The organism is SAR324 cluster bacterium, from assembly GCA_029245725.1.
Taxonomy (GTDB): Bacteria; SAR324; SAR324; order SAR324; family NAC60-12; genus JCVI-SCAAA005.
On sequence record JAQWOT010000185.1, the window covers coordinates 1 to 14005 of the forward strand.

Genomic DNA, 14005 nt, shown 5'->3' on the forward strand with positions numbered 1-14005 from the left:
CAGCACTATTGGGAGAATCGAGACTTTGGAGAGTCAACGCTGGAACCTCCCTTGGGAAGTGGTCCGTACCGCATTGCCGAGTTCGAAGCTGGCAAGACGATTACCTACGAACGTGTGCCAGACTATTGGGGTAAAGATCGACCTGCTCAACGTGGCCATTACAACTTTGACCGCATTCGTTACGACTACTACCGCGACAGCACTGTTGCTCTAGAAGCCTTTAACGCCGGTGAGTATAACTTCCGCCGAGAAAACACCTCCAAAGACTGGGCCACGATGTATAATGGCCCCAAATACGAACAACAGTTGATCATCAAGGAAGAGATTCACCACGAACTTCCCCGTGGAATGCAAGGCTTCGCATATAACTTGAGACGCCCCATCTTCCAGGACACTCGAGTTCGGGAAGCACTGGGCTATGCTTTCGATTTTGAATGGAGCAATCAAAACCTATTCTATGGCCAGTATCGCAGAAGTACTAGCTACTACACCAACTCTGAAATGGCTTCCTCCGGGTTACCTTTAGAAGCAGAGCTAAAATATCTGGAACCCCTGAAGGGTCAACTACCTACAGAAGTTTTTACTACGGAGTTTAAGGTTCCAGTCAGTGATGGCTCCGGAAATTTGCGTTCCCAATTGCGTCAAGCTAGTGCGCTACTAAGCGCTGCTGGCTGGAAAGTAGACGCTAATAGCCGAAAGCGTGTCAACAATGCCGGCAAACCCTTCAGCTTTGAGATCCTGCTGGTTTCTCCCGCTTTCGAACGTATAGTATTGCCCTACAAGAAAAATTTGGAGCGTTTGGGAATTGACATGAGCGTGCGAGTCGTGGACCCCTCGCAATATGTCAACCGCTTGCGTAGCTTCGATTTCGACATGGTTGTTACAGTAATCGGGCAATCTCTCTCACCCGGCAATGAACAGCGTGAATTCTGGCACTCGGAATCTGCAGATTTGGAAGGCAGCCGCAACCTGATAGGAATCCGTAATCCAGCTGTCGACCAACTTGTTGAATTGCTGATTGCTGCACCCAATCGACAGGAATTGATCATTCGCACAAAAGCACTTGACCGAGCCTTGCTCTGGAACCACTACCTGATTCCACATTGGCACATCAACTATTTCCGAGTGGGCTACTGGAATCGATTCTCTCGCCCCGCGATCACACCCAAGTATGGTCTTGGACTACTGACCTGGTGGGAAGATCCAGCCAAGGCTGCCAAGGTTGACATCCAGAACAAAAACTAACTGCTCCTCCCCAAGCCGCCGTATATCAGAGGCTTTTTCTGTAGCAAAGAGCCTCTACCATTCCACAACCGTCATTCCACAACCGTTGAATAATCCGTTTTCTTCAAGATCGTCTTCACTCGAATTTGAATGATTAGCACTCATTGATGGATAGTGCTATTTTTCTCTTGATTTCTCAAACTGGCTTGGGTAAGTTTTTAGCACTCACTTCAACCGAATGCTAATACTGGCATTCAATTGGAGCTAACCTTAAAATCGTTCGCAAAAGGAGAACCATGATTCGTCCACTGCAAGATCGCATTTTGGTGAAACGCATTGAGGCGGAAGAGAAGACCTCAGGCGGTATCATCATTCCAGACACCGCTAAGGAGAAGCCACAAGAAGGCGAAGTCGTTGCTGTCGGCAAGGGCAAGCGTCTAGACAATGGCAATGTGATCGAGCCAGACGTGAAAGCTGGTGATCGTGTTCTTTTCAGCAAGTACGGCGGAACCGAAGTCAAGGTAGATGGTCAGGATTATCTGATCATGCGTGAAGATGACATCCTCGGCGTCCTCTGATTCAATCCTCCCGCTAACCAATTTTTCTGGATAAAGGAACCATGGCGAAGACTATTATTTTTGGCGCGGACAACCGTGACCAACTGCTCGCTGGTGTGAACAAGATGGCAAACGCTGTCCGCGTCACACTGGGCCCCAAAGGTCGTAATGTACTGATTGAAAAATCTTTCGGTGCTCCTTTGGTGACCAAAGACGGTGTTACCGTTGCTAAAGAAATCGAACTGGAAAATAAATTGGAGAACATGGGTGCTCAGATGGTTAAGGAAGTAGCTTCCAAAACGTCTGATGTGGCTGGTGATGGGACCACAACAGCCACCGTATTGGCTCAGGCAGTTGTCAATGAAGGCAACCGAAATTTGGCTGCTGGCGCCAATCCTATGGATTTGAAGCGAGGTATTGACAAAGCAGTTACTGCTGCTAATGCACGCCTGCACGAAATTTCCAAGTCTGTTGCCAGCTCTAAAGAAATCTCTCAAGTTGGAACCATTTCTGCCAACAGTGATGAAACCATCGGTGAAATCATCGCAGAAGCAATGGAGAAAGTTGGTAAGGACGGTGTCATTACCATTGAAGAAGCTAAGAGCGCTGAAACAAGTTTGGACGTTGTTGAAGGAATGCAATTTGATCGCGGCTACCTCTCTCCATACTTCGTGACTGACTCTGAGCGCATGGAAGTTGCCCTTGAAGATCCTTACGTGATCTTGGTAGAGAAGAAAGTCAGCAACATGAAAGACATGCTGCCCGTACTGGAGCAAATCGCTAAGACTGGCAAGCCTTTCATGATCATCGCTGAAGACGTAGAAGGTGAGGCACTAGCCACATTGGTTGTCAACAAGATTCGTGGAACACTGAAGTGCTCTGCCGTAAAAGCCCCTGGGTTCGGCGATCGCCGCAAGGCCATGTTGGAGGACATTGCCATCCTGACCGGAGGCCAAGTTGTTTCTGAAGATATGGGTATGAAGTTGGAAGACCTCACACTGCACAACCTTGGTCAAGCCAAGTCCATCGTCATTGACAAGGACAATACAACCATCATAGATGGAGCCGGTGACAAGGAGAATATCAAAGGACGCATCAACCAAATTCGTGCACAGATTGAGGAAACCACCTCGGATTACGATCGTGAGAAGCTGCAAGAGCGCTTGGCCAAATTGGCTGGTGGTGTCGCAGTCATCAATGTTGGTGCCGCAACCGAAATCGAGATGAAGGAGAAGAAGGCTCGAGTCGAAGACGCACTACACGCAACCCGTGCTGCCGTCGAAGAAGGCATCGTTCCTGGTGGTGGCGTTGCCCTGGCTCGCTGTATCGACGCTGTTCAATCAGTAATCAATGGCGAAGCTAACGAAGACCAGAAAGTTGGCGCCGCAATCATTTTACGAGCTATCGAAGCACCACTGCGTCAGATTGTCAACAACGCTGGCCTAGAAGGTGCGCTAATCATTGACAAAGTCAAAGGTAACAGTGATGTCAACTACGGCTTCAATGCTGCCGAAGGCAACTATGTCAACATGATTGATAGCGGTATCATTGACCCCACCAAGGTTGTCCGCACGGCCCTGGAGAATGCAGCATCTGTGGCAGGATTACTGTTAACCACAGAAGCTGGTATCCACGAAATCCCAAAGGAAGAGCCACCTGCAGGACCTCCAGGGGGAATGGACGGAATGGGCGGAATGGGCGGAATGGGCGGAATGATGTAATTCATGCCCAGACGTCTTGACAGTGTTTAGGTACTGTCAACTAGTTGAAAGCCTTGAAAGGTGGTTCGTCTAAAGACGGACCACCTTTTTTTATGCCCACCAACGAGTAACCAGCCAAGATTATTGCTCCTCAAACGTTGTCATGAGCCAACTACAGCAACAATTCTCCAAACTTCAGCAACACCTTAACGAAGCTATCATTGGGCAAGCTCAACTGACTGAACGCATCCTGATTGCCCTACTCGCTAACGGTCATCTCTTGGTCGAAGGAGCTCCTGGACTCGCCAAAACACGAGCAATTCGCATAGTTGGCGATTTACTGGAATGTAATTTCCATCGAATCCAGTTCACTCCCGATCTACTGCCAGCCGACATCACTGGTACAGAAATTTATCGACCTCAAGATGCGAGCTTCCATTTCCAAAAAGGACCGGTTTTCCACAATCTTGTCTTAGCAGATGAGATCAACCGTGCTCCTGCCAAGGTTCAATCCGCGTTGTTGGAAGCGATGGGTGAGCGGCAGGTTACCGTAGGGCGAGAGACCTACCTGCTGCCAGAGCTATTTTTAGTAATGGCGACTCAGAATCCTCTTGAGCAAGAGGGTACCTATCCACTTCCAGAGGCTCAACTGGATCGTTTCCTCATGCTGGTACTGGTCGATTATCCTCAGGCTGAGGACGAGTTACGGATTCTCCAACTGGCTCGGCAGGAAACAGATCAAAACTTCTCCAAGCAACGCAAGAGCTATTTGCCCCTACCTCAAGAAGTAGTCTTTGCAGCCCGACAGGAAGTACTCTCAATCTATATTGTGCCAGAATTGGAGCGTTATCTGGTGGAATTAATACTAGCTACCCGTAAACCACAGCGATATTTACCAGAACTGGCTTCAAAGCTTCAGGTGGGAGCCAGTCCGAGAGGGACAATCGCCTTAGATGCCTGTGCACGCTCACGAGCCTGGTTACAGGGTAGAGATTTTGTCAGTCCGGATGATGTGCAGGAAATTTACGCAGACGTGCTACGTCACCGCATTTTACTGAGCTATGAAGCTGAGGCAGATGGTTGGACGGCAGATCAAATTCTTCAAAAACTACTGCAGCATGTGCCTGTTCCTTGACACATCAATTCAGGTCACCAAATCGATGCTGAAAGATCGTCATCGCAGATATGGCTGCCGTTTCTGTACGTAGAATTCTTGGACCTAGCGTAAGTGATCTAGCCTTTGCCTGATGTGCCAGTGCAATCTCAGAAGCATGCCATCCCCCCTCAGGGCCAATCCAAAGAGTGTGTTTTTGCCCCACCATTTCCTCTTTGGAAATCGGCCAATCCGAAGAATCTAGCAAAGGAGCAAAGATCCAATGCTGATCTGTGGCAGTCGTCTGGCCCAGTGCTGCTTCGAGTGATTGAAACCATGTCCAGGTTGGTGAAAACTGACGCCCTGACTGCTTGCAAGCTTCGCTCATGATGCGTTCCCAGCGCTGCTGAGTATTTATCGTAGGAGTTTCGGCACGACCGCTCGAAAATTCTCCTTGAAAGAGCACCACACGACTCACTCCCAGTTCCACACCTTTCTGGAGTATCAACTCCAAAGCTTTCTCTTTAGGCAAAGCCAACCACAACTCCAGCGATAACGGCGATGACTCCGGCACAACTATGGCTTCCAGAACCTCAAACTCTAATCGCTGTCTTATCTGGTTTAGCAGTTTCACACGAAATCGCTGTCCAAGCCGATCCTGCAATAGAAAGTCATCTCCTGGTCGTAAACGTCTAGATTGTCTGATATGCCGAACTTCCTCTCCTTCCATTTCAGCACACAGGGCAAGGCGCAGATCACCTTCAAATTTGAAATAAGCAGACATTTTGGACAAAACTTGTTGAAATACTATATACTGGTGGGAAAAAATCGGAAGAGGAGTTGCAACGAGGTACTTGATAACCTGTACCCCGTAGCATCTTGAAGAGAAGTTAGAGGCCCTTGCGGACGGCGACTTCCATTGGCGTCAATCGATGACGGCACTTCCGACGTATATAAAGCCGTTGGGTCGGAAGCAAATAACGTTTGGGCGTTTTCATAGATCCCCATATACAAGAGATTGCGACGAGCACTCATAGATAACACGAGTTTGTTATCGGCAGGAGATCACAGAACTTTAGTAGAATGATGAGGTAATATGCCGCGGGGAGGATTTCGAGAAGGCGCTGGGCGCAAGAAGGAATACACTGAACCAGTGCGAAAGATCCTGCTGGGCTTGCCTGAGTCGGTGCTGCAGGAGTTGGATCAATATGCTAATCAACGTAATTTATCACGTCCAAAAGCAATCGCTGCTTTGTTGAAACAAATCCATCGTCCAGAAGAACCAGCTCGGCAAAAAACACAACACAAAGTTGTCCTGCAGGAACTCAAGTCACTCCGAGAGAAACTCAAGAAGAGTTCCGACTGAGTTGAATTGCCTCCTCTACATCATCAGCAGAGTTTTTCTGCAACTGTTGGAGTCGCTGGCGAGATGCTTCAAAACGTCTTCTTGAGATACGCCGTTCAATGATGCCCAAGGTGACCATCGACACGAATATCATCAATATTAGCAACAATCCCATTTTTCCTGACCTCTAGGTTATAACTATGCTCTGGAAACTGTTTCTGGCCTTTACACTCATTCCTGTCAGTGAAATCTATATTCTGATCGCAATCGGGGGGCAGATTGGAATTCTACCTTCCATTGCTTTGGTCATTTTAACTGGAATTGTAGGAGCTAGTCTTGCTCGCAGTCAAGGACTACAGACCTTGGGACGAATTCGGGATTCTTTTCAACAGGGAGTGGTTCCGGGAGAAGAGTTGCTCAACGCTCTATTGATCGCCATCGCTGGGATTGTCTTGCTCACACCCGGATTTTTGACTGACGCTGCAGGGTTATTTTTGCTCATTCCAGCAACCCGAACTCTATGCCGAGAATGGCTTAAACGTCGCATAGAATTAGTATATGCTCAACGTAACGTGGGTAATGGTCCAATTATCTATGGCTAGGCATCTTCACTGATTTTCACGCAGGCAGCATGGACGCAAAATCTCCCGCCCTAATTGTACAGCAAGCCTCTAAGATACTGAGTCTGGAAACTGTCAAACGAGGCAAACGCCCGTATGACAACGCTTTGATCACAGAACAGTTGGATCTAGTGGAAAAGTTGGTGAGCAGGGATCATGCAAACGAATTGATTCAACTCTATCGTCTGCAAGATCCCAATGTGGATGGAACGTCTTGGCCACTGCGTTGAGGACAGTGACGCTTCACATGAACAGACTGGACAACCGAGGAGCAGGCTGTCCATTTCGGAAATCAGCGCCTGACATCAACTCCCGATGAAGCATCAGGCTCAATGGCACCGCTTGGGGTTGTGATCGCAAAAACAACTGGGACAGCGCAGGCTTCGGATCTTCCTCTGATTGAAAGTCCTTACCTGACATCAAACGAACCTTCGTCTTGGAAACCGTTTCCTGGGCAGTAACCGGACGATGATTCTCGGTGTTTTGAACGATCTGCAACAGCAGTTCACGTTCTCGCTGGTCTTGGCCGCGCTGCTCGATCAGACGTTCATTCATGTCGATCAGGCGGTTGTTCAGACCAATCAACCACTCTTGTTGTTGCGATTGCAACGGGTTGCTCTGCATTTTCGTCACTCCATGACTACTCGGTTCTCATCCTGAAAACCGTACTACATTGGGTACGCCCCCGCCCTGCCAAAGGAAGTACCAAACTAACTCTCTGATCCCAACATCTGGAGTCAGAACACAGCAAAAACTCGAGCTACTGGCTCCATGCCGCTAGCAACGCCGTGTTGAACGATTCTGGAAGAAACTTTGGTTTCAGAGAATTCATTAGGCGAGAATAAACCGGTTGGGAGGGTGCAGGGTCGATCAAAGCGTGTCGTGTCCAATGACAGACTGGTTAGCATCTTGCTGTTCTCTTAAGACTAGCCTGCCTCCGATGGCAGGTGGATTATGCGACAGATTTTGGATGACTCTGACGCTGATGGGATGGCTCAGACTAAGCACTCCCGCCGATGGGGAGTGCAAAAAACCTATGCAAAAAGGGTTCGGACTGCAAGAAAAAAATCTGACTTATTCAGATTTTTTTTATTTCTACAACTCTTCTAACTCAATTTCCCTCTCTGTTTCAGGATTAAAAGTCATCGCAGATGGCATTTTTCAGTAGCTAGCCGATGGATTTACAACAAGAACAACAGCAATGGTGGGCTCGCTGGCAAGAGGGACGTATCGGCTTCCATCTTCCAGAAGTCAATCCTCTACTTGTTCGCCATGTACACTCCCTGGCAACCGACACTCACCCCAATGAGACATCCTGTATTCTTGTCCCACTCTGTGGCAAATCAAAGGACTTGATCTGGCTTCAAAGACACTTTCATGAGGTCATCGGGGTGGAGTTAGTTCCTCAGGCTGTTAAGGCTTTTTTTGAAGAAAACCAAATCACTCCGACTCACTCCTTAAGAGATCCCTTCGCAACTTACCAATACGGCAATCTAACCTTGCTACAGGGTGATATCTTCCAAATGAGTTCCAAACATCTGGAGGATCAACCTATACAAGCGGTCTTTGATCGAGCTTCCCTGATTGCTCTACCTAATGAATTACGGAAAAATTATGTAGCGTTGCTCCGCAGTCTGGTTTCTCCCAACACGAAGCTGTTGTTGGTGACGCTCGCTTATGCAGACGGTGTGATCAGTGGTCCGCCACATTCAGTTCCAGAAAATGAAATCTTCGAGTTGTTTGCCTCCGCTGCCAACATCGAATTGCTGGGAAAACAAGACATTCTCACTGAATCTCCCAACTTCCAGAAAGCTGGGCTACGTTGGGCCTACGAAGCTGTTTACCTGATTACCTTCCCATGAAAATTCTTGCTGTCATCCCAGCTCGTTATGAGTCTTCACGATTCCCTGGCAAACCACTGGTTGACCTGCATGGGAAGCCAATGATTCAGCATGTATACGAGCGAGTTCAACAAGTTCCCTCAGTAGGTCAGGTCCTCGTAGCTACCGATGATGAACGTATCATCAACGCTGTCCAGGCTTTCGGTGGTCAAGCCTGCATGACTTCGCCTAATCACCCAACAGGGACAGATCGAATCGTGGAGGTGATTCAGAATCAGCCCTGTGAGTGGGTGCTCAACGTTCAGGGAGATGAACCAACCATCGCACCTGAAGTTTTAGAAACACTCATACAGCGTGCACTTGCAGATGGCAGTTGCCCCATGGCAACTCTTGTTTTTCGCAGTGATGATCCCAACACCTGGCAAGACCCACATGTCGTCAAGGCCATACTAGCACAAAATCAACGAGCTCTCTATTTTTCACGATCACCTGTACCTCATGTCCGAGATCAGGTGTTTCGTGGTTGCTGGAAGCACTTTGGGATCTACCTCTACCGCCGTGACTTCCTGCTGGAATTTGCCAACTGGCCCACAACCCCTCTTGAACAGCAAGAGCAGTTAGAACAATTGCGGGTTCTGGAAAATGGATATTCAATCCTTTGCGTAGAATCTCCTGTGGATAGCATTGGAGTAGATGTGCCAGAGGACCTTGCACACGTCGCTCAACTGATCACAACAGGAATGATCCAAGATTGATTATTACCAATTTAGATAATTTAAATTGTTCTTATTAAGAAAGCCCGTTGAATTTCACTACCTCAATCCCCTATTATGTAACTTATTACTATAAGTTACAGTTTTATCAGATCATCAACTTTTGCTAATTTTTTCAATAAAAATGAAGATTTTTGATCGTACTATTGTACTCGAAAAATATATTTTATAAGTTACAGTTACATTCTTGACAAGAACATATCTCTACTGAAATTGACTGGATTCTTCCTCCTAACTACGGTTTGTTTTTCTCTTGTGAAGACAAACCAAATCCTCATATTCATTTTTCAAATTTATCGAGAGACGTTCTATGGCACAATTAGATGCGATCTTAAGCCAAGGGGGCCAACCTGTCGAAGAGTTGGTCAAATTCGCAAATCCCCGATTTGGCAAAGAGCGCCTGCATCTACCCGGTCCTGATTGGACGAACAGGATTTGGCAACAAAGTGATCGCAATCCACAGGTTCTGCGATCTCTGGGTCAACTATACGGTACTGGACGTCTAGCAAATACGGGCTATCTCTCAATTCTACCCGTGGATCAAGGAATCGAGCATTCGGCGGGTGCTTCTTTTGCCGCCAACCCGAGCTACTTCGACCCTGAAAACATTATAAAATTAGCGATTGAAGCCGACTGTAACGCTGTTGCTTCCACTCTTGGTGTGCTTGGGATTGTTTCTCGCAAATACGCCCATCGCATTCCATTTCTGGTTAAACTCAACCACAACGAATTACTAAGCTATCCCAACCAACACGATCAGACGCTCTATGGCAGTGTGAAGCAGGCATGGAATATGGGTGCTGTGGCGATTGGGGCAACTGTCTACTTTGGCAGCCCAGATTCACGTCGACAACTCTGGGAAGTCTCGCAGATGTTTGCGGCAGCTCATGAACTGGGTATGGCAACTGTGCTTTGGTGCTACGTGCGCAACTCCGGCTTCTTCAAGGATGGAGTGAACTACGAAACAGCAGACGACTTGAGTTCCCAGGCCAATCATCTTGGTGTCACGATAGAAGCAGACATCATTAAGCAGAAACTCCCTGAAGTTTCCAACGGCTACGGTGCCGTCAAGTTTGGCAAGACCGATAAGAAAGTTTATGACTCACTGACCTCTGCACACCCTATCGACATGACCCGCTACCAAGTGCTCAATTGCTATGCCGGTCGGGCCTCCCTGATCAATTCGGGTGGAGACAGCAAGGGCAGCAGTGATCTGGGCGAAGCACTCTACACTGCTGTTGTCAACAAACGTGCTGGAGGCTCCGGCTTGATCCTAGGGCGAAAGGCTTTCAAACGAGAAATAGGTGAGGGTGTTGCCTTACTGCAATCCGTGCAGGATGTGTATCTTTGTGATCAAATCACTATTGCCTAATCTTGCCTTGGGGCAAGCTTGTCCGCCCCATTTCATCTGCTCCCCAGCAACCTAATGCCTGAATTACCTGAAGTTGAAACCGTTGTTCGTGGTCTACGTAGCTTGATCACTGGCCAGACAATCCAGCGGGTAGAAGTCTATCGTGAAAAAACAGTTCCAGGCTCCACTCCCCAAGCCTTTGCCGCTGCTGTTCAGGGATGCACTATTGAGAGCGTGACACGCAGAGCCAAGTACCTACTGTTTCAGCTTCAGCCTGAATCCTTATTACTAGGTCACTTACGAATGACGGGAAAATTTGTAGTCACAGATCCTCCTTCGGAGCCTGCTCCTCATGACCGAGCTTGGTTCTGGTTGGGTAATAGTCAGGTTTTGATATTTACCGACATGCGTAACTTTGGGACCTTAGAGCTCTTTCCCTCAGCAACTGAAATTCCCAAGCTGCAAGTACTAGGGCCAGAACCTCTTACAGAAGACTTCAATACTCGTTACCTATATCCCCGATTGAAAGCCAGTTCAAAAGAGATCAAACCGTTCCTACTGGATCAGCGACTGGTTGCTGGAATTGGCAATATCTACGCTTCTGAAATCCTATTCGCCTCTGGCGTGCTCCCTCAACGCAATTCACATTCTATGAAAAAGAAGGAAGTTCAGGCTGTCGTAGAAAATACTCGTCGGATTCTGCTGTCCGCTATCGAATATAACGGCACCTCAGTTTCTGATTTTCGGCAGGTTGATGAAAAGACCGGAGAGTTTCAGAATTTTCTGCAGGTCTACGACAAAGAGTCTCAGCCCTGTCCACGCTGTGCAGTTCCCTTGCAACGCATTGTGCAGCAGCAGCGCAGTACTTTCTTCTGCATCGGATGCCAAAAATGAATTCCCCCTTCTTACGCTGTCTTGGAATTCTAATGCTTCTGGTGTTGACAGCTCTGCCAGCCCTGGCACAGGTCAGTCTGAAAACTAAGCAATACCTGTTACTCAGTGGTCCTGAAAACACAGCCTCTCACCAATTTGCAAATGATCTGGCAGAAATTTGGAGTATGCCAGGTGTCAGCTTTGGAAGTGATCTTCAGCCTGTTTCCACTATGGACGGAGCCACTCGACTGGAGCAGATGAGAGATCAGCGAGGGCATCTAGCGATCATCAATGGGCAGGAGGCTTGGCAGTTGCTCCCAGAATATCCTCAAGTGAAAGTAGTGAGCGTACTCTGGCCAAACGTGCTGTATCTGATCAGTCGCTTGCAGCCACCTCAAATCGTACCATTGACAGCTGCACGCACTGTACGAGCCCCGTTACAGGCCCTGGAAGTTATTAGAGCTTGGGACGATAAATCACCTGTTTTGCTGCTGCAGGAGACAAACTGGTTCCGCCAGGAAGAAACCATTGAGGCTCTTGAAGGGTTCAAAGAAGATGTTTTTCTCAGTTGGGGTAGCTACCCCCTACAGGAAATTCGAGCCTTGCTGAATTTCCCCGGATATTACCTGACAGAAGCCCAGGACACTCTGCAGAAAGTTTGGACACAGCAACTTCCTTGGACGCGTTCTTACACGCTCCCCGCAGAAACCTATGTAGGACAGCCAGCCTTGCAGTTGCTGGCAGAGTTCCCGGTACTGGTTGTGCACGAGACTGTTCCTGACAGCTTGGTAAATAACCTGCTGCGCAGCCTGTTTGGTCACGCTGAATCTTCTAATCCACGCTTTTTGTTTCGAAATCTCTCTACCCAACACAATCTGCTGTTTCAGCAAAAGCTCCCATATCATTCGGTAGCTCGTAGTTTCTATCGTTTCCCCTGACCATGTCTGAGCCCCGTTTTCGACACCTCCCCGTGTTGTTGGCAGAAGTGCTAGGGTCTACGCCCGCAAATAGCAAAAATCTACTTGATTGCACCCTTGGTGGGGCTGGTCACTCACGTGCTTTGCTAGGGAAATTCCCAAAAGCGAACTTGTATGGGATTGATCGTGACCCTACAGCCCTGGCTGCCTCACGCCACCGACTGGCTGAATATCCAGGAGTCACGGCAATTGAACAGGCCAGTTTTCTAGAATTACCATACTGGGCTGAGAAGTGGCGCAAGCCCTTCGATTTCATCCTTGCAGATCTTGGGATGTCCTCAGAGCAATTGGCAGCTCCAGAGCGTGGTTTTTCCTTTTTGCAGGAAGGACCTCTCGACATGCGAATGGATCCATTCAGACAGGTGGAAACTGCCACACAGATCCTCCAGCAGCGGAGTGAATTTGAGATCCGCAGACTGCTGCAAACCTACGGAGAAGAGCGCTTTGCTCCACAAATTGCTCGTGCCATTGTACAACATCGTGCCAATGCTCCACTCGTTACAACCAGTGAACTGGCTGAACTAGTGGAACGTGTAATTCCCAGAAAATTCCAAAAGCCTAACTTCCACCCAGCTACCCAAACCTTTCAGGCACTGCGAATGGAAGTAAATCGGGAACCCCAGGAAATCAACGCCTTGCTCGACTTTGCTATTGAGAATCTGCGGCCAGGAGGACGGCTAGCTGTCATTTCCTTCCACTCCTTGGAAGATCGCCCCGTTAAGCAGAGATTTCGGGAATGGGAGCGACCCTGCTGCTGTCCATCAGACCTGCCCCTCTGTGTTTGTGGTCTACAAGCTCTTGGGGTCTCTCTGCAGCGTAAGCCAATTGTTGCAGGCGCCGAGGAAATAGAGCAAAATCCTCGGAGTCGTAGTGCTCGTCTGCGTGTTTTCGAACGCAATGCAGTCTGCTTTCCAGGATCTGACAAAGAGTCTGAGGACTGAAATGGCCAAGAAGGAACGCCTGGATGTGATCATCAATGACATGAACCGGAACCCACACCACTGGCGACTGGATCAGTTTCATGCGATGCATCGCAACGGCATGAAGATCTGGATTGGCAACGGCTTCTTTGGCTACCACGTGGAGCAGCCCAATTATTATGAGCCCACCCTGCGTGAAAAATGGCAGTTGCGCAAAGCCCTCCGACGATTGCGTGCCTACATTGCCGATTACATCACTGATAAACGGACTCCCCCTAAGCCTCCTACCACTTCATAGCAGCGTATCCACCAAGCCTGTCTCATTCTGGGAAACGCATGGAGCCTCTGCCGAACCATTGGCCCTGAAAAGTGTCACGACACGCAATCGAATCGTGATTTCTCCCATGTGCCAGTACTCCGCAAAGGAAGGCCTTGCCAACGATTGGCAGTTTGCTCATCTCTCAACCTTTGCACTGGGAGGAGCAGGGATTATCTTCACTGACGGAACATTCATCTCAAACTCAGCCACCCATGGGATTGGGAATGACCACACCGAGTTCCGTTGAAATCTCAATCAACTGATCACAAATCGACTGTCCGAGTTCAATGCCATTCATCCGAGCAGTCCTGCGCTTTGTACGCTCTGGGTCACCAGGCATAAGCACAGGCTGATCCTGGTGGCGTGGTGCTGAATTTCTGATTGAAGTGACAAAATCTTCAATCTCTTGTCG

General features: G+C 48.5%; 22 protein-coding genes. 16 read left to right on the forward strand and 6 right to left on the reverse strand.

The genetic code is table 11. The features are described from left to right. The 4 genes from P8O70_09445 to P8O70_09460 form a co-directional block, all read left to right on the forward strand. Positions 1-1245 (forward strand): extracellular solute-binding protein (locus P8O70_09445; protein ID MDG2197094.1); only part of this gene is annotated, 1245 nt, incomplete at its 5' end. 275 nt (positions 1246-1520) lie between these two features. Further along, the gene (groES, locus tag P8O70_09450; protein ID MDG2197095.1) at positions 1521-1802 is read left to right on the forward strand and encodes a co-chaperone GroES; all 282 of its coding nucleotides are present in this window, start codon (positions 1521-1523) and stop codon (positions 1800-1802) included. Between the two features lie 41 nt (positions 1803-1843). After that, complete coding sequence (groL, locus tag P8O70_09455) at positions 1844-3502, forward strand: chaperonin GroEL (GenBank protein ID MDG2197096.1); 1659 nt, start codon at positions 1844-1846, stop codon at positions 3500-3502. 142 nt (positions 3503-3644) lie between these two features. Continuing rightward, entirely contained in the window at positions 3645-4616 is a 972-nt protein-coding gene (locus P8O70_09460; GenBank protein ID MDG2197097.1) for a MoxR family ATPase, read from the forward strand. 4 nt (positions 4617-4620) lie between these two features. Here P8O70_09460 and P8O70_09465 read toward each other — a convergent pair whose 3' ends face one another. After that, positions 4621-5358: an RsmE family RNA methyltransferase gene (locus tag P8O70_09465; protein ID MDG2197098.1), complete on the reverse strand. Its 738-nt coding sequence runs from the start codon at positions 5356-5358 to the stop codon at positions 4621-4623. A gap of 312 nt (positions 5359-5670) precedes the next feature. On the opposite strand from P8O70_09465, the gene P8O70_09470 reads away from it, so the two are divergent. Further along, on the forward strand, positions 5671-5940 hold the full coding sequence (locus tag P8O70_09470; GenBank protein ID MDG2197099.1) for a hypothetical protein: 270 nt from the start codon (positions 5671-5673) through the stop codon (positions 5938-5940). On the opposite strand, the gene P8O70_09475 is transcribed toward P8O70_09470, so the two are convergent. Next, a complete protein-coding gene (locus P8O70_09475; protein MDG2197100.1) occupies positions 5921-6094 on the reverse strand; it encodes a hypothetical protein in 174 nt (57 codons plus the stop codon). The two genes, P8O70_09470 and P8O70_09475, sit on opposite strands and share 20 nt — an antisense overlap. A gap of 25 nt (positions 6095-6119) precedes the next feature. Between P8O70_09475 and P8O70_09480 the strand changes: the two genes are divergently transcribed. Together P8O70_09480 and P8O70_09485 are read left to right on the forward strand one after the other, a co-directional pair. Continuing rightward, positions 6120-6521, forward strand: a complete 402-nt coding sequence (locus tag P8O70_09480; GenBank protein ID MDG2197101.1) for an FxsA family protein — start codon at positions 6120-6122, stop codon at positions 6519-6521. A 29-nt stretch (positions 6522-6550) separates the two neighbouring features. Then, a complete protein-coding gene (locus P8O70_09485) occupies positions 6551-6769 on the forward strand; it encodes a hypothetical protein (protein ID MDG2197102.1) in 219 nt (72 codons plus the stop codon). Positions 6770-6782: 13 nt separating this feature from the next. Here P8O70_09485 and P8O70_09490 read toward each other — a convergent pair whose 3' ends face one another. Together P8O70_09490 and P8O70_09495 are read right to left on the reverse strand one after the other, a co-directional pair. Further along, positions 6783-7163: a hypothetical protein gene (locus tag P8O70_09490; protein MDG2197103.1), complete on the reverse strand. Its 381-nt coding sequence runs from the start codon at positions 7161-7163 to the stop codon at positions 6783-6785. A gap of 113 nt (positions 7164-7276) precedes the next feature. Beyond that, complete coding sequence (locus tag P8O70_09495; GenBank protein MDG2197104.1) at positions 7277-7447, reverse strand: hypothetical protein; 171 nt, start codon at positions 7445-7447, stop codon at positions 7277-7279. A gap of 62 nt (positions 7448-7509) precedes the next feature. Here P8O70_09495 and P8O70_09500 point away from each other — a divergent pair, with 62 nt between their 5' ends. The 8 genes from P8O70_09500 to P8O70_09535 all read left to right on the forward strand — a co-directional run bounded on the left by P8O70_09500 (position 7510) and on the right by P8O70_09535 (position 13572). After that, positions 7510-7707 carry a hypothetical protein gene (locus P8O70_09500; protein MDG2197105.1) on the forward strand — a complete coding sequence of 66 codons (198 nt, stop codon included), beginning with the start codon at positions 7510-7512 and terminating at the stop codon, positions 7705-7707. A 7-nt stretch (positions 7708-7714) separates the two neighbouring features. After that, complete coding sequence (locus P8O70_09505) at positions 7715-8401, forward strand: thiopurine S-methyltransferase (GenBank protein ID MDG2197106.1); 687 nt, start codon at positions 7715-7717, stop codon at positions 8399-8401. Beyond that, on the forward strand, positions 8398-9135 hold the full coding sequence (gene kdsB / locus P8O70_09510) for a 3-deoxy-manno-octulosonate cytidylyltransferase (protein MDG2197107.1): 738 nt from the start codon (positions 8398-8400) through the stop codon (positions 9133-9135). Before P8O70_09505 ends, kdsB begins: the two co-directional genes overlap by 4 nt. 328 nt (positions 9136-9463) lie before the next feature. Further along, positions 9464-10525: a class I fructose-bisphosphate aldolase gene (locus tag P8O70_09515; GenBank protein MDG2197108.1), complete on the forward strand. Its 1062-nt coding sequence runs from the start codon at positions 9464-9466 to the stop codon at positions 10523-10525. An 18-nt stretch (positions 10526-10543) separates the two neighbouring features. Further along, positions 10544-11398: a bifunctional DNA-formamidopyrimidine glycosylase/DNA-(apurinic or apyrimidinic site) lyase gene (mutM, locus tag P8O70_09520; GenBank protein MDG2197109.1), complete on the forward strand. Its 855-nt coding sequence runs from the start codon at positions 10544-10546 to the stop codon at positions 11396-11398. After that, positions 11395-12315, forward strand: a complete 921-nt coding sequence (locus P8O70_09525) for a hypothetical protein (protein ID MDG2197110.1) — start codon at positions 11395-11397, stop codon at positions 12313-12315. Before mutM ends, P8O70_09525 begins: the two co-directional genes overlap by 4 nt. Positions 12316-12317: 2 nt before the next feature. Next, on the forward strand, positions 12318-13295 hold the full coding sequence (rsmH, locus tag P8O70_09530) for a 16S rRNA (cytosine(1402)-N(4))-methyltransferase RsmH (GenBank protein MDG2197111.1): 978 nt from the start codon (positions 12318-12320) through the stop codon (positions 13293-13295). A 1-nt stretch (position 13296) separates the two neighbouring features. Further along, positions 13297-13572 carry a hypothetical protein gene (locus P8O70_09535; protein ID MDG2197112.1) on the forward strand — a complete coding sequence of 92 codons (276 nt, stop codon included), beginning with the start codon at positions 13297-13299 and terminating at the stop codon, positions 13570-13572. Between the two features lie 22 nt (positions 13573-13594). On the opposite strand, the gene P8O70_09540 is transcribed toward P8O70_09535, so the two are convergent. Further along, entirely contained in the window at positions 13595-13732 is a 138-nt protein-coding gene (locus tag P8O70_09540; GenBank protein ID MDG2197113.1) for a hypothetical protein, read from the reverse strand. Here P8O70_09540 and P8O70_09545 point away from each other — a divergent pair. After that, the gene (locus P8O70_09545) at positions 13679-13840 is read left to right on the forward strand and encodes a hypothetical protein (GenBank protein ID MDG2197114.1); all 162 of its coding nucleotides are present in this window, start codon (positions 13679-13681) and stop codon (positions 13838-13840) included. The two genes, P8O70_09540 and P8O70_09545, sit on opposite strands and share 54 nt — an antisense overlap. Here the strand turns inward: P8O70_09545 and P8O70_09550 are convergent. Further along, the coding region (locus P8O70_09550) for an Ldh family oxidoreductase (GenBank protein MDG2197115.1) at positions 13796-14005 on the reverse strand (210 nt) is incomplete at its 5' end. The genes P8O70_09545 and P8O70_09550 overlap by 45 nt on opposite strands.

Excerpts from the sequence above, each read along its gene's own strand:
- kdsB (MDG2197107.1), top strand. The coding sequence starts at position 8,398 with ATGAAAATTCTTGCTGTCATCCCAGCTCGTTATGAGTCTTCACGATTC.
- P8O70_09460 (MDG2197097.1), top strand. The coding sequence starts at position 3,645 with ATGAGCCAACTACAGCAACAATTCTCCAAACTTCAGCAACACCTTAAC.
- P8O70_09500 (MDG2197105.1), top strand. The coding sequence starts at position 7,510 with ATGACTCTGACGCTGATGGGATGGCTCAGACTAAGCACTCCCGCCGAT.
- P8O70_09475 (MDG2197100.1), bottom strand. The coding sequence starts at position 6,094 with ATGGGATTGTTGCTAATATTGATGATATTCGTGTCGATGGTCACCTTG.
- P8O70_09505 (MDG2197106.1), top strand. The coding sequence starts at position 7,715 with ATGGATTTACAACAAGAACAACAGCAATGGTGGGCTCGCTGGCAAGAG.
- P8O70_09545 (MDG2197114.1), top strand. The coding sequence starts at position 13,679 with ATGTGCCAGTACTCCGCAAAGGAAGGCCTTGCCAACGATTGGCAGTTT.
- P8O70_09515 (MDG2197108.1), top strand. The coding sequence starts at position 9,464 with ATGGCACAATTAGATGCGATCTTAAGCCAAGGGGGCCAACCTGTCGAA.
- P8O70_09465 (MDG2197098.1), bottom strand. The coding sequence starts at position 5,358 with ATGTCTGCTTATTTCAAATTTGAAGGTGATCTGCGCCTTGCCCTGTGT.
- rsmH (MDG2197111.1), top strand. The coding sequence starts at position 12,318 with ATGTCTGAGCCCCGTTTTCGACACCTCCCCGTGTTGTTGGCAGAAGTG.
- P8O70_09535 (MDG2197112.1), top strand. The coding sequence starts at position 13,297 with ATGGCCAAGAAGGAACGCCTGGATGTGATCATCAATGACATGAACCGG.
- groES (MDG2197095.1), top strand. The coding sequence starts at position 1,521 with ATGATTCGTCCACTGCAAGATCGCATTTTGGTGAAACGCATTGAGGCG.
- P8O70_09525 (MDG2197110.1), top strand. The coding sequence starts at position 11,395 with ATGAATTCCCCCTTCTTACGCTGTCTTGGAATTCTAATGCTTCTGGTG.
- P8O70_09490 (MDG2197103.1), bottom strand. The coding sequence starts at position 7,163 with ATGCAGAGCAACCCGTTGCAATCGCAACAACAAGAGTGGTTGATTGGT.
- groL (MDG2197096.1), top strand. The coding sequence starts at position 1,844 with ATGGCGAAGACTATTATTTTTGGCGCGGACAACCGTGACCAACTGCTC.
- P8O70_09540 (MDG2197113.1), bottom strand. The coding sequence starts at position 13,732 with ATGAGCAAACTGCCAATCGTTGGCAAGGCCTTCCTTTGCGGAGTACTG.
- P8O70_09485 (MDG2197102.1), top strand. The coding sequence starts at position 6,551 with ATGGACGCAAAATCTCCCGCCCTAATTGTACAGCAAGCCTCTAAGATA.
- P8O70_09495 (MDG2197104.1), bottom strand. The coding sequence starts at position 7,447 with ATGCTAACCAGTCTGTCATTGGACACGACACGCTTTGATCGACCCTGC.
- P8O70_09480 (MDG2197101.1), top strand. The coding sequence starts at position 6,120 with ATGCTCTGGAAACTGTTTCTGGCCTTTACACTCATTCCTGTCAGTGAA.
- P8O70_09470 (MDG2197099.1), top strand. The coding sequence starts at position 5,671 with ATGCCGCGGGGAGGATTTCGAGAAGGCGCTGGGCGCAAGAAGGAATAC.